The sequence below is a fragment of the Dyadobacter sp. NIV53 genome, from assembly GCF_019711195.1.
Taxonomy (GTDB): Bacteria; Bacteroidota; Bacteroidia; order Cytophagales; family Spirosomataceae; genus Dyadobacter.
Genome location: NZ_CP081299.1, coordinates 805,085 through 830,060, shown reverse-complemented (window position 1 = coordinate 830,060; position 24,976 = coordinate 805,085). Strand labels below are relative to the sequence as shown.

Genomic DNA, 24,976 nt, shown 5'->3' with positions numbered 1-24,976 from the left:
ACTTTTTATAAAGTCTTATTAATAAACATGTTACTGTTAATTTAAGGAATTATTTTCATGATTTGATTAAACGGTAAACAAGGGATTTACAACCAGAATTACATCACAGGTTTGTGTTTTACTAGTTCGTAAAATCGGAATTGTTCGTTTGATTTTAATCAGTCAACTAAACAGAACAATCTATTCCGAGATCATTACTTTAATTGCTTCTTTTAATGCCGCTGACTGAATACGCATAATGTAAATCCCTTTGGATAAATGTATGGAAGAAATATCCACTTCCACATTTGAAGCCGGTTCTGCCGTCCTGACCAGGCTGACCTGATACACATCGCTGTCCATGCTGACCAGCTGTAAATTTACTTTTCCTGAATGGCACCCAGATACGTATACATTGACCCGCTTGCCCGCAGGATTAGGATAAATCCTTGAATCTTCCAAAATTACTTCGGCAATGTTTTCTTCAAATCCCATTTTGGCTAGAGGCGATGGTGTTATTATTGTGAGTATCAGCAGCTGAGGCTTGTTGTTCGGATTTTCCCGGCTGTTGAAAGTTAGCTGGGCATTTTGATTAGTTGGATTTGTCAAATATATAGTCACTTTTTTATTTGCCGCCAGCTGTGACTGAACATAAGCAGTAATATCGATTTCATAATATCCGGATATTATGCTTTAACAATGCCGTCCCTGATTCTGTCCCATCGGTCTTCATGAGTCCAACTTTTTCATCAAAATAAACGGTTCCATTAATGTTTATAATACTTTGGACTCCATCCTTAAATACGGCGGAACCTGCATTCCGGAATGGTGCCGTACCAGCTTGTGTCCCATCACTTTTATATAACCAGTTGGTAAAATAAGTTTGTGCATAAAAGTAAAATATTACCATTCGCGTAAGTAAGCCCTTTAACAGGAAAAGAATTGTTATATCCCTGTAATTCACGAATCATTTCGGTTCCTGCGGCAGTTCCGTCACTTTTCCCTAAACCTTTTTTATGGGTACCATCATTGGCAATCATGTAAATGATATCACCGACAGCAATGGATTCGTAAATTTTAAATCCGGGGGAAGAACCTGTCACGTTAACATCTTAAACCAACCCGCCGGTTTGAGCCCGCAAAACCTGTGCGTAAACCAACAAGAACATTAAACAGAATAATATTTTTTTCATAGACTTCGATCATTAGGTCTATTACATTGATTACTGGCAAAGTGCTATAAATATAAATACTACTTCTGCAAACAGAAGTAGTATTTATATGATGATTAACTGGTAAGTGTTTTTATTTCAATGCTTTACATCACCTTACTTTGCCGTTGAAACAGACAGAAGCAAAATCCTGGCTAATGCGTGGAAGGAATGGAATGGCTAAAATTATCTTTCAACCAAACGACCGGTAGGTTATAGCTTCTTTCGCTTTTAGTATTGATTCAAATTGAAGCTTTATGAAACACGATCATTCAAAAAGATTTTTAACTCTTTTCAAAAAATATCCGGGCCTTTTGTTCAGCTCCATTTTCATTACTGCCTGTACTTTTCTAATGAGTTATAAATCTGTCCCCGACGTAAAATCGAACAGTTCTGATACACTGGAGCTCCATCCTTTTGTAGAAGCAGGTTTTCCATTTATTTCCACGGCTATTGATGCACGTAAGCTGGGTGCGTCTTTTCCTGATGATAATATTGCAGCAAGAACGCTAGCATTACAATTGGGCAACAGCGCATACGCATGTTTTGATACCGATCTGCTGAGATGGTCGGTAGGCTGGACCGGAAAATTTCTTCCCATGGTTTCTATGGCACAGATTTCTTATAAGGATTTTTTTAACAAGAATAATAAAGTGACTACCATCAGCGGAATCCCGAAAATTGCCACGGGTTCTTATGCGGGCTGGTATGCCAATAAACCTGTATTTGAAGACGCAGAATATGACCTGAACAGAACAAAAGAGATTACCTGGGCTGCATTGCCTGCTGAAAAAGGCAGATGGAATGGCGTATATGTACTTGGAAATAAAGCAGTTTTGAGTTATTCAGTAGGGACGGCACAGGTGCTTGAAATACCGGGCAGTTCAGTTTTTGAAGGTCAGCCCGTTTTTACAAGAACTTTTCAAATTGAAAATGCATCGGCGGATCTTTTCCTGATCGCCGCGGAGGTAAGAGGGGCAATTACGAGCGAAGAAAAAGGCCGGTTTGCGTATATAAAGCAGGGTGCCGGCAAAGATTCGGTTACGGCTATTGGAATAGTTGGAAAAGGAAATTTTAAAGCAAAATCAGGTGTTGCCAAAAATCGCTTTCTGACACTTCAAAACCCTGCCAATGCAAAATCAAATGAATTTACCATAGCAATCTGGAAGGGCCCATCTAATAAAATAGCCGCATTTGAAAAGTATTGCCGCAAGAATTCAGTAACGTTTCCGGACGTTAAAAAAGGAGGGCCTTTGCACTGGAAAGAAACGGTTCTGACAAAGGGTAAATTATCGCCCGACACGGCCGCTTATGTTACGGATATCCTTACTTTACCGCTCCACAATCCGTGGAAAAGAAATGTACGCATAGCAGATATTGCCTTCTTTAAAGATGGCAGGGCAGCAGCAGTTACTTTTGAAGGTGATGTCTGGATGGTAGATGGCATTGACGGCAAGCTTGAAAATATTAAATGGAAAAGGTTTGCATCAGGTTTACATGAGCCGATGAGCCTGGATGTTGTTAATGATACCGTGTATGTTTTTGGCCGGGAAGGAATTGTGCGTCTTCATGACTTAAATAATGATGGCGAAGCGGATTTTTATGAAAACTTTTCCAATGTCATGCTACAATCCTCAGAGTCGAGGGAATGGGCGGCAGATATGGTTTATGCGCCTGACAAAAGCTTTTATATTGCTAAGGGTGGTGCGCAAAGTAACGGTCCCGGTGTTACACCACAGGTTGCCAAAGGATTCAGGGCAGGTTCAAAACAGAATGGCACCATTTTAAAAATATCGCCTGACGGCAGGCAATGCGAGGTTATTGCCACCGGATTACGCGGCCCATATCTGGGGATTCATCCTGAAACCGGGGCACTTACCGCTTCTGACCAGCAGGGGAATTTTGTTCCTTCAACACCCATTTATCTGATTAAAAAAGGTGATTACTATGGAGTTTCGCCAACAGTACACCGGGACGACAATCCTGAAATTGCACCGCCGCTGACCTGGATACCGCATAGTGAAGACCGCTCAAGTATCAGTCAGGCATGGATCACAGGTAATAAAATGGGGCCTTTAAACGGAAACCTGATCCATTTTTCATTTGCCCACCCGGGATTGTTCCGGGTACTGATCGACAGTACTGCAGACATAATACAGGGTGGCGTATCGTTTATTGCTGCTAATTATCCAGCTCCCACATCCAAAGGAACCATCAACCCGTCCGACGGGCAGTTGTACATCACAGGCTTTAATCTCTGGGGGTCCAGTTCTACCGGTATCAGCGCATTGCTGAGGTTGCGTTATACGGGGCAACCCAGTTACATGCCCAGTCACTTCAATGCTGCAAAAGATGGTATAGTGCTGGGTTTTGATGCTGAATTAGACAATATAACAGCGACAGATCCTGCTAATTTTACGGTTAAAAGATGGAATTATGAACGGACAGAAGCGTATGGATCGGGACACTTTAAATTGGATGGAACAAAAGGGGAGGAAACGCTTCCTGTATTGGCATCGTACTTATCAGGTGACCGCAAAAAAATATTTTTACTGGTCCCGGATATGAAAGAAGTAATGCAAATGGAAGTGTCTTATGATCTGGTGGCAAAAGACGGTCATAAAATAAAGGACAGGTTTTGGTTTACCATCAATAAAACGGCAAATTTAAAACCTGAGGATTATGGTTTCAAAAATGTAGACCTGTTATTGCTGGCAAACCGAAAAGAAGCGGTACCGGAAGCACCAGATGCATCACACGCAGTTTCTGCTGAAAGGGGAAAATCATTATTTCAAAATATGGCCTGTGCCGGCTGTCATTCAGAAGGTTTGAAAACAGATGGCATGTATGGCCCGCCTTTTCAGAATCTGTTTAAAGCAGAACGGCATTTTGAAGATGGCAGCAAGGCTATTGCCGATGAGAAATACATCAGGGAATCAATCCTGAGTCCTTCGGTGAAAGTGGTCAAAGGTTACAGTCCCGAGATGCCGTCTTTTGAAGGAATCTTAACAGATCCCGATATTGAATCCATAATTCTGTATGTCAAATCTTTGTCAGGAAAGTGAGATGAACGGTTAGAAACCGAAACTCCTTCGCTTTTGAGCACAAAGACAAATTTTTCCCCATATTATCCTGAAAACACCATGAACAGAAGAGATGCCCTCAGAAATGTTGCCGTAATGCTGGGCGGAACATTTTCCGCACCCACACTGCTGGCGATGGAATACCAGGAAAATAAATTGCCTGTTCCTGCATCCATGTCGGAATTTACGGTGACAGAAAACCAAAAGCAGATCATTGCAGAAGTATCTGAGCTGATCATCCCGCGTACCGCCACACCAGGGGCGAAAGATGCAGGCGTACCTGATTTTGTTGAGATGATGATCAGGGATTGTTATCGTAGACCTGAGCACATGAGTTTTCAGGCAGGATTGGAGGATTTGGAAAAGCGAAATTTCTTATCCCAAAGCAGTGCTGAAAAAACAGAAACACTGAAACTGGTAGAAAAAGAATCGGTAGAACTGATGAAAGCCTATCAGGTACAGCAAACTAAAATGGGTGATAATGACGACCGGGAACAAATGAAGGATCAGGTGAAAGGATTGCCTTACTGGAGGCTCATGAAAGAACTTACCCTGCTTGGATATTTTACTTCGGAAGCTGGCTTGAAAGCTTCGTTTGATTACGTGCCAATTCCCGGCAAACTGGAAATGATCCAGTTGCTGCCAAACCAAAAATCTTTCGCCTATTAACTTAGCCACACCATGAACTTAAATTTAACTGTTTCAAAAACACATCGTTATGATGCCATTGTGGTCGGGTCAGGAATGACCGGCGGAATGGCAGCAAAAGAACTGACTGAAAAAGGTTTGCAGGTTCTGATGCTTGAACGTGGCCGTGAAGTAAAACATATAGAAGATTACGATACCGCCATGAAAGGCCCGTGGGAATTTCAGCACCGTGGAAAAATATCAATTCATTCTGCCGAAGAATACTGGGCAAACAGCCGTTTTGGAAACCTTGCAAATGAAGAAACGGGTGAGTTTTTTACCGACGACAAGAAGAATCCTTATATAGAAAAACGTCCTTTCGACTGGATCCGGGCATATCACACAGGTGGCAAGTCGATGCACTGGGGACGGCAGTCATACCGGCTCAACCGTAATGATTTTGAAGCAAATGCCAAAGATGGTATCGCCATTGACTGGCCGATCCGGTACGATGATCTGGAACCCTGGTACACACATGTGGAAAAATTTGTAGGTATCAGCGGGCAAAAGGAAGGATTGGAAGTGCTGCCGGATGGTCATTTTCTGCCCGCAATGCCCATGCAGGCACCGGAACTTCATTTCCGGGAAATGATGCTGAAAAAGCTAAACCGACCGGTTACCATCGGCCGTGTTGCCAATCTGACGAGTCCGCAATCCTGGCATACAGATCTGGGACGTGCTTCCTGCCAGTACAGAAGCAAATGCAGCCGCGGATGTCCGTATGGAGCCTATTACAGCTCTTTGTCCGGATCTATTCCGGCAGCTAAAAAAACACAAAAACTGACCATTCTGCATGACACCATTGCCACTGAAGTGCTGTATGATGAAAAAACACAAAAAGCAAAAGGTGTCAGGGTGATCAACCAGGTTACCATGGCGGTGGAAGAGTATTATGCCAAAATTATATTTCTCAATGCCGGCTCCATGAATACTGCCGGTTTGCTGCTTAACTCAAAGTCCGGCCGTTTTGCAACCGGATTGGGCAATGATAGTGATCAGGTGGGGCGTAATATTATGGACCACCATCTGGGAGTTGGCGCCACTGCCACCGTTGAAGGTTTCGACAAAGATTATGTTTTTGGCCAGCGTCCCAATGCCCTTTACATTCCTAAGTTCAGAAATTGGGGAAGTGATAAGCAAAGTTATCTGCGAGGTTTTGGTTACCAGGGTGGTGCCAGCCGTACAGACTGGAAACGTGGTGTTGCCCAGGAGGGATTCGGCGCGACTTTCAAAGAAGATCTGACCCGGCCAGGAAGCTGGGGTATTGGTTTTGGCGGGTTTGGTGAAGTATTGCCCAATCCTGAAAACCGTATGTTCCTGGATAAAGATAAAAAAGACAAATGGGGCGTACCACTAATCGTTTTTGACGCCGCTTTTGGAGAGAATGAATTAGCGATGCGCAAGGATATGATGCACTCAGCTGTGGAAATGCTCGAGGCTGCCGGTTTTCAGAACGTATCAGGATATAACCGCCAGGATACTCACCTGGGACTTGGAATCCATGATATGGGAACAGCCCGGATGGGAAAGGACCCGAAAACATCGGTTCTCAATAAATTCAACCAGATACATGCCTGTAAGAATGTATTTGTAACGGATGGTGCCGCCATGGTATCTTCTTCCTGCGTAAATCCGTCTATAACCTACATGGCCATGACCGCCAGGGCAGCGGATCATGCAGTAAAAGAATTGAAAAAACAGAATTTGTAGTTTGGGTTAATTCAGACTGATCATTGTAAAAACTAATCAATTACCGTAGGTAAGATACTGCCTGCCTACGGTATTAATACTGCTTCATATTTTAATTTCCAGCTGCATGTTTCATTTGAAAAACAGCACTCTCCATAGTTGGATACTCTTTTATAGCTAGTTTTAGCTATTGCCATCCCGCATTAGGCTTTTTAATTTTGTGACGTATAAGTTTTGCAGGTAGAATATTCCTTCAAGGTTTAAGTGGTGTCAGATCGATGGCATTAATCGAATTATTAATTTCCCTTTAATAACCGGCTGTCAGAACATCCGGATTTATTTATCCAGAGGGTTCATAAACGTAAAATTATAACTGAAAAAACACGTTTATAAATTAGTACAATTGAAAGAAACTATTTCGCTTAACATTATGAGTCTCAACATCTCTGACTCAATTGCACAAACCGAACCTGAATTATCTTTGTGAAGGGATCAACCGACTCAAATTTGATTTTGCTGACATGAGATAAATACTTAGCGGTTGTATTAATCATTGGTTGTATCTATCATTTGTTTTATTCTATGAAAAAAAATGGAAAATGGTTTGTAGAGCAAAACTGGTCTGTTTTAAAAGAAAGCGAAAAGGATAGAACTTTAAAAACGGCATTCTATCAACAAGCTCTGCTAACGGCATTCTGTATCTGGAGGAAAAAATATTCATGCCGGCATTTGTTGCTAACAGACGATAACGGTCATTTTGATCCTGAATTTGCGCGATTGAAATCAGATAATGAGAGAATAAAACAGAGACTGGCTGAAATGGAAGCAACTCTAAAAAAATTGTACCCCTGAAAACATATTCCTGTTTTAGGTTTTAGTGAGGCCGGTGTATTTGCCCTAAGGCGATCTTTTTTGGTGTTACCAGACAAATTTGTAATAATGAAGCAGGATTTTAATTATCCTCAAATGATTGACGTATACTAATAATAGTTCTACACAATACAGGAAATAGTTAATGTTCTTTGTTCTGAACTGTTATAATATTCCACCAAAAATAACACAGATCTTTAAGGTAGGAAAATGACTGATTCAGGTCTGGTGATTTGATGATATAAGCACTTGCGTAATTCTGGTAGCTCGCCTGTATATCCTGCTGGTCACCGGATGAACTGAATATTACAATTGGTACCAAAGGCAGATTATGATAAAGAAAAAAATACCGGATTGAATTCAGCAAACTTAAACCATCTTTTCTGTTTGGCAAATAAAGATCCAGAAGGATTAGTCCGATTGATGGAGACATGGCTAAATATTCATTAGTTAGATAGTTTAAAGCACTTGCCTTACCATTTACCCTTGTAATTTTTAATTCAGGTGTACTTTTACTTAGCCAATAATTCATCAGATCCCAGTGGTCAGCATTGTCCTCGATGATCAGGACACTTTTATTTTTAAAATTGCCAGATCCTGAGTAATGTACAAGTGTAGGACGACTGTTCAGGTAACATACATGAATGGCTTCTGCCATGAGCTTGTATTGGTGAATATTGACTGGTTTCGTAATATAAGCGCTAATCCCTTCATCATAAGCCAGGTTGATCAGGAGCTGATCGGAGCTGGTGGAAACCATTATAACCGGTACATTTTGTAAACTGGCGCTTGATCTTATTTTATTAAGTGTCTCAAGACCGCTCATACGTGGCATGTTCATATCCAGTATTATTAGTGCCGGATTTTCCTGGTCGGTATTGTTAAGCTGATCCAGTAACTCAACTCCATTTTCAATCTCGGTTATATTAATTTCCCTGTTAATATTTTCCAAAGATTCCCGAATGAGCAAGCGGTCTTCCTGGTCATCATCAGCTATGTATACAGACTTTACATGATTCATGGTCAAGTAGTTAATGTGTAACCTATATAGTAATTGTATAAAATAATTAAAAGCCTGCTTCAGTTATTTGTACCGCACAATGTAGCTCGGAATTTTTGTAATACAACGATTATTTTAGTTACTGGTTATACTTATTAGTTTTTTAAAAACATCAGGTTATTTTTCGTTTATTCTCATAACATCACTTGTTTTTATTAGCCAATGATCCGTTTCTCCTTTTGCCGGGGTTTAAATATTTCTTGATTTGATTATATTTATTGCAACAGGAGAGAATCTTTTATTTGGCTTTTAACAAACAGAAGGTTCTTACCAAACAATTATTTTGTAATCAAATTTAAAACATGAAAATCCTGACCTTTACTTTTTTAATCTGTCTGTCATTTTTCTGCCCTGTTTTTGCACGGGTTACCATTGAAAATCTGAACGTTGATTACCAGCAGGCTCCGTTGGGGACAGATCAGGCCAATCCGCATTTTTCCTGGCAAATGAAGGCATTGGATGCGAAAAAAGGTTATGCCCAAAAGGCATGGCAGATTGTCGTATCCGATCAGAAAAACCAGACAGTATGGGATTCGAAAAAAGTGAGTTCGGACCTTTCGCATGGTATTGAATATGCCGGAACAACCCTGAAACCAACGACAAGATATACATGGAAGGTAACGGTGTGGGATAATACAGGGGCCCTATCAGGTGCGGAATCATGGTTTGAAATCGGCCTGATGAATCCGGATATTTCGGCATGGTCGGGAGCTAAATGGATTGGCGGCGGTAACGATGACCTTGTATTTTATTCTCATTACTTATCCGTTTTCAAGTTTCAGTACGGGATACAGCTGGATAAAACCACTAGTTCTACAAGGGCAGCTTTTGTGATCGGTGCCAACGATAAGCGGCTGATGAACAAAGACCTGAACCTGATGGGCATGGCTAACGGACTGAATGAGAGTTATATTGCTTTCGAGCTTGATATTTCATCGGTTACTGATTCACCGGATGGGCTTGCCAAAATTAATATTTACAGGGTTGGTTATTCCAAAGATGACAAAGCTGATGTGCCGTTTAAAAGCCTTGAAATTCCTCAGAAACTGATTAATAACACCAATAAGTATGAAAAGCATACGATTCTGGCGGAATGTAATTTCGGTTTGTTTGAAATTCTGGTAGATGGAAAAGATGAAACTAATAAACTGAAAGAGAAAACAAATGCCTCGCCTTCTCCATTCGCTCCACGTGGGATCAATCTTAATCCGGTTGGCAGCGGAAACAATTTTATCAGTTTTCCCATGCTCGCTGATATTGGTTTTAAGGTGACTGAAAACCAGACGGCTCGTTTTTCACAGGTTGAGATCAGGAATTATCGTTTTCCTTCCAATACTTTGTTTACAGAAGTTCCTGATAAAAAACCTTATGCAGGTATTTTTAAATCTGAAAACCTGACAGTCGAAAATAACGAATATATCATTAAAGGTTCTGCGCTTGTTGTTGCGAATCCAAGCCGGAATGCGGCACCAATGCTGAGAAACACTTTTACTATAGAGGCCAAAAAGATTGCAAATGCCAGGTTGTACGTTACCGCTCGTGGAATTTATGAGTTGTACCTGAATGGAAACCGGGTAAGTAACGATTACTTCAATCCGGGATTGACGCAGTACAATAAACACCACATGTATCAGACCTATGATATTACTGCTGAGCTGAAACAAGGACAGAAAAATGCGATAGGGGCGTGGTTAAGTGAAGGCTGGTGGAGCGGGAATATCACATTCAGTGGTGAAAGCTGGAATTATTTTGGTGACCGCCAGTCATTGCTGAGCAAAATCGTCATAACATATTCTGATGGTTCAGAACAGATTATAACATCAAATCCGAATAACTGGAAGTTTTTCAATGATGGCCCGGTTCGCTATGGTTCCTTTTTTCAGGGGGAAGTGTACGACGCTACGAAAGAAATTTTAATCAAAGACTGGGCAACTGCCTCTTATAATGATTCAGGTTGGAAACCGGCAGTCGAAGTGCCGCTCGAAGGAAGCACGTATCTGGGAACATTTACTGATTTTATGGGCAGGAAATCGACGTTGGATTATAAGGATTTCCGGCTTACGGGACAAATGGGCAGCAATGCAAGCCTGGTGAAAACGATGCCTGCGCAAAAAGTAGAGGAAGTGAGGCCAAAAGTATTTGTGTACGACATGGGGCAGAACATGGTTGGTTTCCCGCAGATACTGATAAAAAATGGTAAAAAAGGACAGGTAATTACCTTGCGATATGCCGAAGTGAAGTATCCAGGCCTGGCGGAATACAAGGAGAATACGGGTATGGTGATGATGGAAAATATCCGCGCGGCGCTTACCCAGGATCTTTATATTCTGAAAGGCGGTAACGAAACGATTCAGCCACGGTTTACTTTTCATGGCTACCGTTATCTTGAACTGACAGGCCTGGACCAGCCAGTTCCGGTAACCGACGTAAAAGGATTGGTGATCAGTTCTATTTCGTCTTTATCGTCGGCTTATGAAACTTCGAATCCACTGGTTAACAAGCTCTGGCAAAACATTACCTGGTCGCTCCGCAGTAATTTTCTTTCGATACCCACTGATACGCCTGCCCGAAATGAAAGGATGGGATGGAGCGGGGACATTTCTGTTTTCTCAAAAAGTGCCACGTATCTTACCAATGCAGATCTCTTTTTGAGAAGGCACATGCTGGCCATGCGTGATGTACAGGCCGAAAATGGACGTTTTACGGATGTTGCGCCAATGGGCGGAGGTTTTGGTGGAACACTATGGGGGAGTGCGGGAATTATAGTGGCCTGGGAAACGTACCGCCAGTATGGAGATATCGCACTTTTGAAAGAACATTATGATGCAATGAAGCGTTACATTGTTTTTTTGGAATCAAAAGTTGAAAAAACAACTGGAATTCTGAATGAAGGGCCGCTGGGTGACTGGCTAAGTCCGGAAGGAAACAAGAATGATAATACGTTATTCTGGATGGCCTATTTTTCGTATGATCTGGAAATTATGCAAAAAGTAGCAACTATCCTTGGCAAGCAGGACGATGCAGCTCTGTTTGGGAAAAGGCAAAGTGAAGTCAAACAGGTATTTAACGAAATTTATTTTGATAAATCTTCACATAAAACAATAAAATCAGGCGTGAAAGCACCTTCATTCGGGCCGCCGAACCAGCAGCAGCAAAACCAGAAATCAGATAAAGGACAGGTAATTGATACACAGGCTTCCTACGCTATTCCACTTGCATTAGGAGTTTTCAGTGAAGAAAATAAACCTTTTGCCATTGCTGCTCTGAACGAAACGATAGAACGGAAAAATAAAGATGATGAAGGTATTGAACGTCCTGCTTATTCCTTAATGACAGGTTTCCTGGGAACTGCATCGGTCGCCGAAGCATTGTCCGAGAATGGCAATGATGCCAATGCTTACCGGCTTTTGCAGCAACAGGATTACCCTTCGTGGTTATATTCTGTTGTCAATGGTGCGACATCCATTTGGGAACGGCTCAATTCTTATACATTAGACAAAGGATTTGGCGGGAATAACAGCATGAATTCCTTTAATCATTATTCGTTTGGAGCGGTAGCAGCCTGGATGTATAATAATTCCCTGGGAATTCAAAGACATCCGGAAAAGGCAGGTTTTAAAGAATTTATCCTGAAACCAACGCCTGATCCGGACAAAAAAATGAAGTTTGCCAAGGGTTATTACGATTCGGTTTATGGCAGGATCAGCAGTGAATGGAGGCTCACGACAAACGGATGGATCTATAAAACAAGTATTCCTGCCAATACAACCGCTGCACTTTATCTACCGGCCAAAAACCTGGATCAGATCAGTGAAAATGGCAAAAGTGTAGCAAAATGGAAAGGGGTAAGCCAGTCGGAGGGACAGGTGATTATTCCGCTTGGTTCGGGAGAATATACTTTTGACATCCGTAACTGAACATTTAGTTCATAGTAATATGATCAGGGGAGGTGCCGGAAATATCGGTACTTCCCCGTACTTTTTTAAGCCGAATAAATTTAATAATAATGATAAAAAATATAAATATAAAAATTTATATAAATAATTTCTACAAACTAAATTTAAAAATAGTGTTTTTTATGTAGAATTATTGAGGTATATGAGATACTTTCGTTAATTTTATTGCATGTTTAATGCAATATGAAATATCCTTCTGTAAATTGTTTCCTGTGGCTGCTTATTCTGGTCGTTAACCCTATATTATTATTAGGACAAACCCCCAGGTTCAGACACCTGTCTACCAACCAGGGATTATCGCAAAACCATATCAGTGCCATTCTGATGGATAGAGAGGGTTTTGTATGGTTTGGCAGTGAGGACGGGCTAAATAAATATGATGGCTACACCTTTTCGCACTACAAACATGAATCTTCTGACAGCACCAGTATTGACGACAGTTACATCCAGGACATTCTGGAAGATAGAAAAGGTGATTTATGGATTGCCACTACGGCCGGCCTGAACAGGTTTGACAGGGATAAAAATAATTTTAAACACTACAATCACGCATCTTTAAAGCACAGTATTAACGATATTTTTCAGGACAGTAAAGGCAGGATCTGGCTGGGCTCCAATCACGGTTTACTGTCATTTAATGAAAAAAGCGGTTTGTCCAAATCCTATCCGCTGGCCGGACAAAACAAAAAACTAGAGAGTGCCAGTTACATAACGCGTATCATTGAAGATAACGACGGGACATTGTGGGTAGGATCTGAAAAAGGTTTGTACAGGTTCAATCCTGAAAACGGTACATACAGCGCATTCTTTAAAGGCCCGGATGATACCACTCTAAATTCTGACTGGATAAAAGCGTTATTTAAGGACAAAAAAGGTGATATCTGGGTAGGGACACATGGGGGCGGATTGTCTGTATTTCAACCTGATAGTAACACTTTTCGCAATTTTTTGCATGAGCCTGGTAAAACGAACAGCATTGCTCATAATGACATACTTTCCATTATTCAGAATAAGGATGGGAAATTATGGATCGGTACGGAGAATGGCGGAATTAGCATTTATGATATTGATGCCGGACAATTTACAACATTGAAACACGAAGAAGAAGATTATTCCAGTTTAAGTAACAATTCTGTATACTGCATTTATCGTGATGTGGCAGAAAATATCTGGATTGGGACCTATGCTGGCGGTGTAAATTTTCTGCCAAAATTTGGGAAGAAATTTACCACTTACCGCAACATTGCCAACCGTTCACAAAGTTTAAGCAACAACATTGTACTATCCATTTGCGGAGATAATGATCCTGATAAAATCTGGATCGGGACTGATGGTGGAGGTTTGAACCTGTTTGACAGAAAGACAAAAACCTTTACGCACTATAAAAACGATATTAACAACCCAAATTCGATCAGTAATGATTATGTGATAGCGGTTATCCAGGTATCTCAGGATGTGCTAGGATTAGGCTACCACAATGGTGGATTTGATTTATTTAATATTAAAACCGGAGTATTTAAACACCATATGCCCAAACTGGGAGATCCGCTAAGTCTGGGTATTTCTGACGTAAATAATTTGTTTAAGGACCGGGATGGCAATATTTGGCTGGGCACGTGGAAGGGCGGGTTGGAATTTTACGATATCAATAGCGGGAAGTTTACCCATTACAGGAACAATCCTAATGACAGTAACAGTATAAGCGGCGATATTGTAACCAAGGTTTTTCAGGACAGGGCAGGAAATATCTGGGTAGGAACCTATGAAGGATTAAACCTGCTGGATCCAGCCAGAAAAAATTCAAGCATTTTAAATATAGCGATGCTAATCCCAAGTCCATATCCAGTAACAAGATACAATCTATTTACGAAGCTGAAAACGGGAACTTGTGGATCGGTACATTAGGTGGAGGCCTGAACTTTTTTGATGTAAAAAAACAAACCTTTACTGCCTATACAGAAAAAGACGGACTGGCCAGCAATGTGGTACATGCTATCATGAAAGATAACAAAGGCAGCTTGTGGCTTAGTACAAACAACGGACTTTCACAGTTTACCCCGAAAACAAAATCTTTCCAGAATTTTGCACTCGCAGACGGATTACAGGGAAATGAATTTAAAAGCAATTCCTTTTTCAAGACAAGTGACGGCGAAATGTACTTTGGGGGGGTGAGAGGTTTCAGCTCTTTTTATCCTGATAAACTGGTTGGGAACAAATATATAGCGCCGGTATATCTTACCGATTTTCAGATTTTCAATAAGCGTGTTTCGGTTGCGGATAAAAATTCTGTTCTGGAAAAACATATCAGCGAGACAAAAGAGATCACAATATCCTATGATCAGTCTGTTATTTCATTCGAGTTTGCGGCGTTGAATTATACGATGTCAGAAAAAAATCAATATGCCTATCAGTTGAAAGGCTTTGATAAAGACTGGATATACAGCGGAACTACAAGAAAAGCTACATATACCAATCTTGATCCGGGGGAATACATATTCAGGGTTAAAGCGTCCAATAATGACGGGCTTTGGAATGAAACCGGAACCAGCGTGGTGATACATATTACTCCTCCGTTCTGGCAAACGCTTTGGTTTCGCGCACTTGCATTGATGCTGATGGCAGGAATTATTTATGCTGTTTACAGGCTGCGTGTGAGTGTGATTGAGGGACAAAAGAAATTTTTGGTAAAGCAGGTTAGACAAAGGACCGTACAGATTATCGAGCAAAAGAAGGAGCTTCAGAAACAGTCGGACCATCTACGGCAGCTAAATCAGGAGCTGCACCTTCAGAATGAACAGGAACAACTTGCCCGGCAGGAAGCCGAGAAGGCAAATATGGCTAAAAGTGTATTTCTTGCCACAATGAGCCATGAGATCCGCACACCAATGAATGGTGTAATCGGAATGGCCATGCTGTTGTCGCAGACGGAAATGAATTCGGAGCAGTCTGAATACACTGAAACAATTATCAGTTGCGGTGACAGCCTGTTGGCCGTGATTAACGATATCCTGGATTTTTCCAAAATAGAATCCGGTAACATGGAGCTTGAAGCGATCAGTTTTAATCTCAGGGATTGTATAGAGAGTGTACTGGACTTATTTTCTGCAAGGGCTGCTGTAATTGGGCTTGACCTTGTGTATGAAATTGGCCCGCAGGTTCCGCGTCAGATTGTTGGTGATAGCCAGAGGCTTAGGCAAATACTGATCAATCTGGTAGGAAACGCTGTGAAGTTTACACAAAAGGGTGAGATTAGTATTGATATACAGCTAGTGGAGGCGATAGGTGATGGTGAAGTAAAGATCAACTTTCAGATAAAAGATACGGGTATAGGCATTGCCGGCGACAAACTTGACCGGCTTTTTGTAGCTTTTTCGCAGGTGGATTCATCACATACACGGAAATACGGGGGGACCGGACTTGGCCTTATTATCAGTCAGAGGCTCGTAAACCTGATGGGAGGGGAAATAGGCGTAAACAGTGTTGTGGATCAGGGTACCACTTTTCACTTTTCCATCATTACCGGGGTTGGCCAGCAGGTGAAGGAAGATATTTACGAAAATCTGAATCTGATCGGCAATGGAGAAAAATCTGTCCTGATCGTTGATGATAACGCGGCAAACCTGAGAATTCTTCAAAATCAGATGCAGCAATGGAAACTCCTTCCTGCGCTAGCTTCATCGGCTCAGCAGGCGTTGCAGATATTAGATAGCGGTTCGGTTTTTGACCTTGTAATTACCGATCAGCAAATGCCGGAAATGGACGGTATTGATCTGGCTGGCATTATAAAGCGCCGTTATCCCCAGTTACCCGTTTTCCTGCTTAGTTCGGTGGGAAATGAAATCGGTAAAAACCACAAGGAGCTATTCGCAGCTATTTTAACCAAACCGGTAAGGCACCATCAGTTAGGGAAACTGATACAGCAGCACCTGACGAAGCAGGAAACAGTTGTGTCTGTTGCTTTGCCTGTTCATGCAGAATTTTCGACCGATTTTGCAGTAAATTATCCAATGCATATCCTGATGGCGGAAGACAACCTAATCAATCAGAAATTGTTTGTTAATATCCTGAAAAAACTAGGCTACGTACCACAGATAACCCATAACGGATTGGAAGCATGCGAAAGGGCGACCTCTGAAAAATTTGATCTGGTCTTTATGGACGTGCAAATGCCGGAACTTGACGGACTGGGTGCAACGCGCCGCATACGCAGCCATCAGATGGAGCAGCCTTATATTGTAGCCATGACTGCCAACGCTATGCGTGAAGATGAAGAAGCATGCCTGGCCGCCGGTATGGATTATTACATTTCAAAACCCCTGCGACTGGAAGAAATTAAGGTGGCACTTATTAAGGCATATAATAGCCGAAAGAATGAAGTCAGCCTGCATATTTGAAATTTTGATTCTGGATTACTCAGTTAAAGAAGATTATTTTCAAAACTTATATTTTTCTCCTGCGAACCATTCAAATTCTATCAGGGTTCATTTAGTATAACATTGCAATAGTAAGTTTTGCCAAAAAGATTTAAAAAACATATACGCCTCGCGCGATATGTTGTGTACAAAGAAACACTGATTGACTTCAAGGATCATATCTGGACCTTTATTGGTTCGTTTGCCGGTATAGCACTGATTGGCTACATTAATAGTAAAAGTTTCAATGTAACCGACAATGTTTTTCTGATCGGTTCATTTGGTGCTTCCTCAGTTCTGATCTATGGTATTGTCAATAGTCCGCTTGCACAACCCCGGAATCTAATTGGTGGCCATGTAATATGTGCGTTGATTGGCGTTACAGTACATTATATCATTCCTAACGAGATCTGGCTTTCCTCTGCATTCGCGGTTTCACTGTCCATTGTTATGATGCAGATCACCAAAACGCTGCATCCTCCGGGCGGTGCCACGGCATTGATTGCCAATATCGGTTCCGAAAAAATTACCAGTCTTGGTTATATGTACGTGATCAGCCCGGTATTATCCGGAGCAGTCATATTGTTGCTGGTTGCCATACTTGTGAATAACCTGGCGTCCCATAGGAAATATCCTGCCAATAAGAACTGGTACAAGTTCTGGCAGCGCAGATACAGATAATTCATTTAAAAAAAACTGGAAAATTAAATTCAATGAATTTTACCCCATATCAAAAAATAAAATCTAAAAGGACACTGGCAGTGCTTGCCGCCGCAGCAGTAACAGGTGTATTGTCCGCTTTGCTTGCTGATACGCTAAAAGTTATGACTGAGCATTATGAAGAACATTTTTTAGAACAGATGCGTCATAACAATTACCTGATTTTTTTACTGCCGCTTCTGGGGCTTAGCCTCATTCATATTTTGCGCCGTTTCCTGTTCAGGAATAAGGCCAACAAAGGAATTAAAGAAGTTCTTGATACTGTAAACAAAAAAGGTAATTCCCTTCCGGCATACAAAATCCCTTCCCATTATTTCAATGGGTTTCTTACAGTTATTTTTGGCGGGTCAACCGGTATTGAAGTTTCTACTGTTGTCTCCACTGCAGCAATCGGAGCATTGTCAAGCAGGAAGGCGGGGTTTTTACGCCGATATAAAACCGATCTGGTATGTGCTGGTTTGGCAGCCGGGGTAACTGCACTTTTCAACGCACCGGTTGCGGGTTTTTTGTTTGCATTTGAAGTCTTTACCAAAAGAAAAAGTAAACTTCACAGTGCATCCGTGATCACAGCCGTCCTGACTTCCTCCTTATTGACTCACTTTTTCTTTTACAAACAAATATTTCATTTTAACATAACAGAGTGGCATTTAAATGCCTTGCCATCTATGGTCATTCTGGGTATAGCTGCCGGGTTCAATGCCGTGTATCTGACTAAAAGCGTGTTATTTTTTAAGAATTTATTTCATTCCCTGTCCAATGATTATTTAAAGGTAATAGGTGGTGCACTTTTCATTTCAACGCTAATATTCATCTTTCCTGATCTGTATGGAGATGGTTATGAGGGAATTAAAAGTCTGAATGACCTGAAACCATTACCGGTTATGAATGTGATGTTTCCTTTATTCCTGATGCTGATTTTAAAACCACTCATCACATCGGTTACCTTAGGAGCTGGTGGTGACGGTGGCGTTTTTGCACCGAGTCTTTTTATAGGTGCATTTCTGGGACTAATTGTATGCGTGACTCTCAATCATTTTTTTAAGCTGGATCTGATTCCCGCCAATTTTATACTGATTGGAATGGGAGCAGTATTGAGTGCCAGTATCCATGCTCCTTTAACTTCCATTTTTCTGGTATGTGCTATTGCCGATAATTACGTTTTGTTTATTCCCATTGTCATTGCATGCCTTGTTTCCAAAGCCGTCGCCAGTTTTCTGTTCCCGTATTCAGTTTATACATATAAAGCTGAATACGGCAATACATCATTAAAGCTGTAACAAAAATGAATCAACCGATTGAAATAGTCCAATTGATAAATTCATTTTAAAGAAAGCTTATTTAGCGGCTGAAATAATAATAAATTACGTAAAACCAGCTTAGGATACCGTGTATAATTGCCCATAGAATAGATTTATTTCTGGACCATGAGATAGCCACGGCAATAGCAGAACCTAGACTAACACCGTTATTAATAACCGTTTGCTGGGTTGGTGATGGTGATTGAGCAAAACAAAATGTATAACAAACGAATAAAAACAGAATTGTCAATATCAACATTTGCTTTTTCATCAGAGTCCGGCGTTTATGTTTAAGTCCGATATGCTTTAAAAGGTAAATCTTATCTGATTTACTTTAAAAATAGTGCTTTTCATAGATCGGAACCCGGTTAATTGATATTCACAATTTTGGCAAATTTAAATCCGGCCGAATAATCCACCCGGAGGATATAAAAACTGCTTTTATAATTTGCCATATCCATTCGCATGCTGTATCTGCCATCTGCATCTGCTGTTGCCCGAACCGTTTTCAGAACAATACCTTTTTGATCATATAATTGTATCGTTAAGGGCTCGTTTCGGTTGAAATTCTTCAGTTGAACCGATACCGGATGCCCGAGATTTGGATTTGGATAGACCTGAATATTATAGTTCTCATTTTCCTTTATTTCTGCTGATATATCATTAAAATCAATTTGATTTGCTTCCAGCGCATTGTTGAGATCGACCTCTGTTTCTGTATCATCCATGGCAGTTACAATGAGCTTTACGTAGGAAGATAAGCTGGGAATTGCCGCTTTGGAAATTACCTTAAATGATACAGAACTATTCTGACGAACCTGCATGGGCAGTTTATCAGTAGGTAGGGGAAGTCCGGTAATTTTAAATTTCGAAGCTTCTTTTCCTGCCAAACGTATGCTTTTGACTTGTAAAGTATCACCGCCTTTGTTGGTTAATGTAATATCATATTTTTTGTTTTCAGAGCTGTTTTCCGCTGGTTCATAACTTGCAGCTGTACGTAAAGCCGGAGCGGGAGAAGCCTCAACACGCAGCAGCGTAATTTGTGTAGTCAGGTTCGGACTATCGTTCCAGTTATACTCAATCACATACAAATTACCGTTGATTACATCTTCCACAATATCAAGCGGATTGCCGAAGCCCGACATACCCACCAATCCATTATTTCCAGAGCCTGTGGTGACCTTGGCAATATCATAAATCGAATCGTCGCTGCCTGCTATCGTTGTTTTAACGGTAGAACCGGGTTTCATCACAGCAATATCACCGCCTCCCGAAAACCGGCAAACGAGTAATTTGCCTTTTAAAATTCCTCCGAATGTGCTGCTTTTATATTCAATAACACCGTTAGGGGAATTATTAAGACCAAAATCATAAGCGGCAGGCCGGTAACGCGTATCTGCTGATATGGAGGGTAAATACAATGGGTTGTCTTTGAATCCCCTGTTCAAAGAATATTCACCTCTTAACGGATTAGGATGGCCATAATAACCAACTGATCTGGCCGGATTGACGCGGAACATCCAGTCATGCTGCGGCTGTATACTTCTGGTAGCATCTATTTCCGCGCCTGCATAAGAGGTGCCGTCCGGTCTGCGTGTTCCCATCACGGATTCCGGTGAATTGCCTCCACCGCCTGAGCCATTTGTGGGCAGGTAAAGCTGGCCGTTGGAATGCCAGACCAGATCATAAGCATTACGGACCCCGGATGCATAAATGGTTAGAGGTGATGCACTTCCATATGGATTGTACGTACTGTCGCTCATCATGGCAGATACTGATGGCGCGTTATTGATCAGATTCTGATTCGAGGTAGTTTCTACATCCAGCGGCAGTGTAAATGCATCAAGTTTGGACAGGTTCAGCCGCAGGACTGCACCGGATAGAAGTACCTCGTCCCGTTGCCAGTCAGCATCATAAGAACCTGCGGAACTCATGCTTCCCTGGCAAATGTAAAGCGCACCGTCAGGCCCAAAAGCCAGGCCATTTACTAAATGATCCCTTTTTGAGCGCGGCAGTTTTGTTATTATCAATTGTTCATCCTGTAAGTTTGGCCCCTGTAAACGGGAAATATTACCATCGAAAGTAGGTGCAGCTGCAAGTCCGGGAGAGGAATGGGATACATAAGCAATTAAATTGGACGCAGTGGACTGGGGTGCAAATACCAGCCCGATTGCCGACCGGTTACCATACTTGGAGAACAATGTAGTGATAATTTGCTGGCCTGATAATGAGCCGTCCGTATGGTTAATGGTATATCGCTCAATGGCACCGTCGAGGCGCAGCGCATAAAACTTTCCATCCGGGCCTATCACAAGTGAGGTATACTTTTTATCCTGTGTACCCGGAATTGGCACTTTGGTAAACCGCGCATTCAGAATGTTGGTTGAGTCAATTTTAGCGGCAGCAGTGGTGAAAGTAGCTTCATATGGAGTAAATCCCGCACCGGAGTAGGATTTTACACCGGCAGTAATAATAAATTTATAAACTGCATTGGCTTCCAGGCCTTTGGACGGTGAAAAACTGATCACGTCGCCACCGCCGGTTCCCTGTACAACGCCGTTCACTTTGGACGAAACCCCATCAACAATTCTCAATAATTTGACTGTCGAGCTGTCGATAGTTCCGTTTTCCACTCCTCCTTGGTACCCGGGCACAGCAGGTATGTGTAAATTATTGGCAGCAATACTTACCGTGCTCAGGCTCACTTTGGCAGAACCGTTTGCAGGTGAAGAAGAAACTACATATGGTTTTGAGCCATCCACAACATTGAGCTGCACATCAAAAACAGCACTCGTAAATCCGCCGGAAGTTGCTTTTACAGTTGCTTTGTAAATACCCGTTGCCAGGTTTTTAGCAGCAGAATAATTGAAACTTACAATCGGCTGTTTTCCTGTGGGCGATTGGTTAAATGTAAGCCAGCCAGTTGCACCGGCACCATAGGATGCCGTAACCGAATAGGTTGAGGCTGCGCTATTAGAACTACCCAGCACCATAGAAAGGGATTTGCTTTCAGACGTCCCTTTTTCGATAAAAATGTTGGCTGTTTTGGTTGCCCAGAATAAATACGGGGCCAGTGAAACAGGCACAATACTGGCGTAATTAATTTTGGTATTGGTACCGCCATCCGCATTGATCGTTAAACGTTCATCAGTTACATTTACCCTTGTCGTAACCGCTTTAAAACGGCTGTTCGTACCTCTTTTGCCATTGGGCAAAAATTGATTTATGGCGTTTACACCTTCGATATTAATGGAGTGGTATTCAGGCATTGTATTAACATAACCGTCACCCACAGAAAGTGTTACGTCGTAAGTCCCGTTCGGTACCTCCATTTCCCAATAGCCTTCTGTTTTCACTCCCGAAAATTCCTCAGTAATATCATCAGCCTGCATATGCAGCAAAGTGGCCAGCAGTACATCATCCGGTGTGTTGCGGTTTCGGCCGTTCCCTGTCAGGTCTAAAACACTTCCGTCAGATCGTTTTTTCCACCCGTATTCCAGGGCTGCACCCTGATACAGACCTGTCCTCGGTCCGTAAGCCTGCCCGATATCACGGATAAATCCCAGCGGCGGAACTGTGTTGGCATCCTGAAAATTAACATGACTTGTTTGTTCATGTAAAACGTCTACCACCTGCAGGTCAACGAGAAGTGTGGCCGACTGATATTTATCTGCAGAGCAAGTGATCTGCGCCTGATAGTTACCGACTTCCATATTGGAATTGATATTTTCAGGGCCAAATTGTAAGTTTTGTGACTTGGCTGGCAGAGTTATCCAGCTGGCAGTGGTTTTGGTAAAAGTATATGATGTTGTGGGTGGACTGGTTGCCAGAGTAACTGTTTGTGGAATAACCTGTTGTCCTTTCAATACTGTGAAACTTAACCGTTGTTTTGAAAAGGAAAGGACCTTTGGCGCGTCCGGGTCAATGACAGTGAAATTATAAGAGGAAACAACTTTTTGATTATTATTACCATCAACTGCCTTGATTTTTAAATTGTAATCACCGGGTGTATTTATCACAAAGGGGACGTAATAATTCTTGTAAGCTTCACCATTGACCGAATATTGCAATGTCTCAAGCCCTGATCCTCCTTCGTCGGCCGCAGTAATATATATTTTAACCTGATTATTGTACACGTTTGTTGAAAACTGTGAACCTGTAAATCTGGCGTTAGTAATAGGAGCCACGGTATCAGTCACAGAAGTTGCAGGAGAAAAACTCAAATGGGTCATTTTAGTATTATTACCTCCGTTTGCGCTGATGGTCAGCTTGCCATCACTAACCTGGACGGTACCAACCCTGGTCCGGAATTTTTGCACTTCAGACGGAGCAAAATCACTGATCACGGGCAAATTTTCCACATTGATCTGATGGCCGCTGTCATAATATTCATTATCCCCCGCAGTTACTTTTACCCTGTACCGGCCATTTGGAACAATATGCTCCCAAACTCCCGGCGCTTTGTTGTCAGTTTCAGCCTGCATCTGCACGATAGAAAGCTGTTTGGTATCACCGGTACCACTCCTTACACGCATATTGCCCTTGTAACTTGCCGGCACCTTCGTATTACCGTTAAGCCATCCGAACTTCCGTGATGCATCAAATGCCAGTCCAATATCAGCCTTATAACCGGCCCCGACGGTCTTACCTTCCGGTAAAAAATCAATATTAGCAGATTGGGGAGGTGGTTGTACACTGAATTGATATGTATCGGTAACTCTTACATTATTATTGGCATCGACCGCCTTCACTTTCAGATTATGACCTCCACCGGCAGTGATCTTAAATGGTGCCCGGTAATTGACATAAGCGGCACCATCGAGGGAGTATTGCAGCCGGGCCAATCCCGAGCCGCTTGCGTCAGATGCAGTGATAAATACCTGAACCTCCTCGTCATACACATTGGCGGATTTAAGCGTACCGGCGAACCTGGCACTTACCGTCGGTGGTGTGACATCCACTACCGTGCTGGCAGGGTAAAAAGTGATATAGTTCATTTTGGTATTAATCCCGCCACTTGCATCGATCGTCAGCTTTCCGTCAGTGACTTTTACCGTTGAAGTGGATGCCCGGAATTTATTGTTGACATTAGGCCTGAAATCCGTAACTGTCGGTAAACCTTCCACATTGATCTGGTGGTCACTGTCGTAATTGTCTTTGTCGCCCGCACTTACCCTGACTGTGTAGGATCCGTTTGAAACCGCATACTCCCAGATTCCAGGTACAGTATTGTCAGTTGGCGCCTGCATTTGAATAAACGACAATAATTTGCGGTCGGTGGAGCCGGTACGCAACCGCATATTCGCTTTATAATCAGCAGGTTGTTTTGTAGTGGAACTGATCCACCCAAACTTACGGCTGGAACTGAAAGCCTGGCCATAGTCAGCTGTATAACCAGTAGCTACCCGGCCCGATTGTGGCAAAAAGTCAATATTTACCGACGACAGCAACGGCGTCTATAGCGGACTGATACTGGTAAGGGTTAATAGACCTGATAACAGAAAAATGAAGGATAACTTATTCAGCTTTAACTTGAAAAGTATGAATTTAAAATGTATTATTTTATTCATAGTTTATTGTTTAAAGTTGGATTGAAATTTGTCTGATTGGAGTAGATATTTTCTTGAATTGTTACCGGATTTTAAAAAACTGGCAAGGGAATCTGACCGCCAGAAGATCAGGGTTTAACATTAGATATTAAAGTAGTGGGTGAGTGCATGAAGCGTATTTGTCATGCTTTTCAATGCTATCTGTAATTTAGATTTTAATTACCTGACTTTGTTCTTAATTTATGTGAAAACTAATTGTTCAGGAAAAATCGATTACTTTTTAAGCATTTGTTTTAAAAATAACTGCACAACTTTTCTCTGTTAATGTGGTACAGGTTATTTGGATTTAATTATGAATAAAACTGCAAACTATGCTTTTCCTAAAATTTGCAGCATTCAAATTAAGGTTTTTAGTTGGATTTCAAATATGCTTAAAATTACCTGTTTTATGGTTATCTTTTT

General features: G+C 41.8%; 13 protein-coding genes. 9 read left to right on the top strand and 4 right to left on the bottom strand.

The window, feature by feature from the left end; translation table 11 throughout:
• Positions 1–180: 180 nt before the first annotated feature.
• Together KZC02_RS03275 and KZC02_RS03270 are read right to left on the bottom strand one after the other, a co-directional pair.
• Positions 181–666, bottom strand: a complete 486-nt coding sequence (locus KZC02_RS03275; RefSeq protein ID WP_255637516.1) for a DNRLRE domain-containing protein — start codon at positions 664–666, stop codon at positions 181–183.
• Positions 667–836: 170 nt separating this feature from the next.
• Positions 837–1,082 carry a hypothetical protein gene (locus KZC02_RS03270; RefSeq protein WP_221392799.1) on the bottom strand — a complete coding sequence of 82 codons (246 nt, stop codon included), beginning with the start codon at positions 1,080–1,082 and terminating at the stop codon, positions 837–839.
• A 365-nt stretch (positions 1,083–1,447) separates the two neighbouring features.
• Between KZC02_RS03270 and KZC02_RS03265 the strand changes: the two genes are divergently transcribed.
• The 4 genes from KZC02_RS03265 to KZC02_RS03250 all read left to right on the top strand — a co-directional run bounded on the left by KZC02_RS03265 (position 1,448) and on the right by KZC02_RS03250 (position 7,501).
• Complete coding sequence (locus KZC02_RS03265) at positions 1,448–4,255, top strand: DUF6797 domain-containing protein (protein WP_229253976.1); 2,808 nt, start codon at positions 1,448–1,450, stop codon at positions 4,253–4,255.
• Between the two features lie 78 nt (positions 4,256–4,333).
• The gene (locus KZC02_RS03260; RefSeq protein ID WP_221392798.1) at positions 4,334–4,942 is read left to right on the top strand and encodes a gluconate 2-dehydrogenase subunit 3 family protein; all 609 of its coding nucleotides are present in this window, start codon (positions 4,334–4,336) and stop codon (positions 4,940–4,942) included.
• A gap of 12 nt (positions 4,943–4,954) precedes the next feature.
• Positions 4,955–6,670, top strand: a complete 1,716-nt coding sequence (locus tag KZC02_RS03255; protein ID WP_221392797.1) for a GMC oxidoreductase — start codon at positions 4,955–4,957, stop codon at positions 6,668–6,670.
• A 561-nt stretch (positions 6,671–7,231) separates the two neighbouring features.
• Positions 7,232–7,501 carry a hypothetical protein gene (locus tag KZC02_RS03250; RefSeq protein WP_221392796.1) on the top strand — a complete coding sequence of 90 codons (270 nt, stop codon included), beginning with the start codon at positions 7,232–7,234 and terminating at the stop codon, positions 7,499–7,501.
• Positions 7,502–7,661: 160 nt separating this feature from the next.
• On the opposite strand, the gene KZC02_RS03245 is transcribed toward KZC02_RS03250, so the two are convergent.
• A complete protein-coding gene (locus KZC02_RS03245) occupies positions 7,662–8,540 on the bottom strand; it encodes a response regulator (protein ID WP_221392795.1) in 879 nt (292 codons plus the stop codon).
• 341 nt (positions 8,541–8,881) lie between these two features.
• Here KZC02_RS03245 and KZC02_RS03240 point away from each other — a divergent pair, with 341 nt between their 5' ends.
• The 5 genes from KZC02_RS03240 to KZC02_RS03220 all read left to right on the top strand — a co-directional run bounded on the left by KZC02_RS03240 (position 8,882) and on the right by KZC02_RS03220 (position 18,944).
• A complete protein-coding gene (locus KZC02_RS03240) occupies positions 8,882–12,496 on the top strand; it encodes an alpha-L-rhamnosidase (RefSeq protein ID WP_221392794.1) in 3,615 nt (1,204 codons plus the stop codon).
• Positions 12,497–12,718: 222 nt separating this feature from the next.
• Positions 12,719–14,440: a two-component regulator propeller domain-containing protein gene (locus KZC02_RS03235; RefSeq protein WP_221392793.1), complete on the top strand. Its 1,722-nt coding sequence runs from the start codon at positions 12,719–12,721 to the stop codon at positions 14,438–14,440.
• The gene (locus KZC02_RS03230) at positions 14,374–16,929 is read left to right on the top strand and encodes a response regulator (protein ID WP_409014279.1); all 2,556 of its coding nucleotides are present in this window, start codon (positions 14,374–14,376) and stop codon (positions 16,927–16,929) included. The genes KZC02_RS03235 and KZC02_RS03230 overlap by 67 nt, the downstream gene beginning before the upstream one ends.
• A 117-nt stretch (positions 16,930–17,046) precedes the next feature.
• Positions 17,047–17,628, top strand: coding sequence for an HPP family protein (locus KZC02_RS03225; protein WP_221392791.1), 582 nt, complete (start codon positions 17,047–17,049; stop codon positions 17,626–17,628).
• Positions 17,629–17,660: 32 nt separating this feature from the next.
• The gene (locus tag KZC02_RS03220) at positions 17,661–18,944 is read left to right on the top strand and encodes a chloride channel protein (RefSeq protein ID WP_221392790.1); all 1,284 of its coding nucleotides are present in this window, start codon (positions 17,661–17,663) and stop codon (positions 18,942–18,944) included.
• A 389-nt stretch (positions 18,945–19,333) separates the two neighbouring features.
• Here KZC02_RS03220 and KZC02_RS03215 read toward each other — a convergent pair whose 3' ends face one another.
• Complete coding sequence (locus KZC02_RS03215) at positions 19,334–24,388, bottom strand: OmpL47-type beta-barrel domain-containing protein (protein ID WP_221392789.1); 5,055 nt, start codon at positions 24,386–24,388, stop codon at positions 19,334–19,336.
• Positions 24,389–24,976: the final 588 nt, after the last annotated feature.

What these genes read in the sequence shown, in the direction of transcription:
- KZC02_RS03265 (WP_229253976.1), top strand. Translation starts at nt 1,448, where the DNA reads ATGAAACACGATCATTCAAAAAGATTTTTAACTCTTTTCAAAAAATAT.
- KZC02_RS03260 (WP_221392798.1), top strand. Translation starts at nt 4,334, where the DNA reads ATGAACAGAAGAGATGCCCTCAGAAATGTTGCCGTAATGCTGGGCGGA.
- KZC02_RS03255 (WP_221392797.1), top strand. Translation starts at nt 4,955, where the DNA reads ATGAACTTAAATTTAACTGTTTCAAAAACACATCGTTATGATGCCATT.
- KZC02_RS03250 (WP_221392796.1), top strand. Translation starts at nt 7,232, where the DNA reads ATGAAAAAAAATGGAAAATGGTTTGTAGAGCAAAACTGGTCTGTTTTA.
- KZC02_RS03245 (WP_221392795.1), bottom strand. Translation starts at nt 8,540, where the DNA reads ATGAATCATGTAAAGTCTGTATACATAGCTGATGATGACCAGGAAGAC.
- KZC02_RS03240 (WP_221392794.1), top strand. Translation starts at nt 8,882, where the DNA reads ATGAAAATCCTGACCTTTACTTTTTTAATCTGTCTGTCATTTTTCTGC.
- KZC02_RS03235 (WP_221392793.1), top strand. Translation starts at nt 12,719, where the DNA reads ATGAAATATCCTTCTGTAAATTGTTTCCTGTGGCTGCTTATTCTGGTC.
- KZC02_RS03220 (WP_221392790.1), top strand. Translation starts at nt 17,661, where the DNA reads ATGAATTTTACCCCATATCAAAAAATAAAATCTAAAAGGACACTGGCA.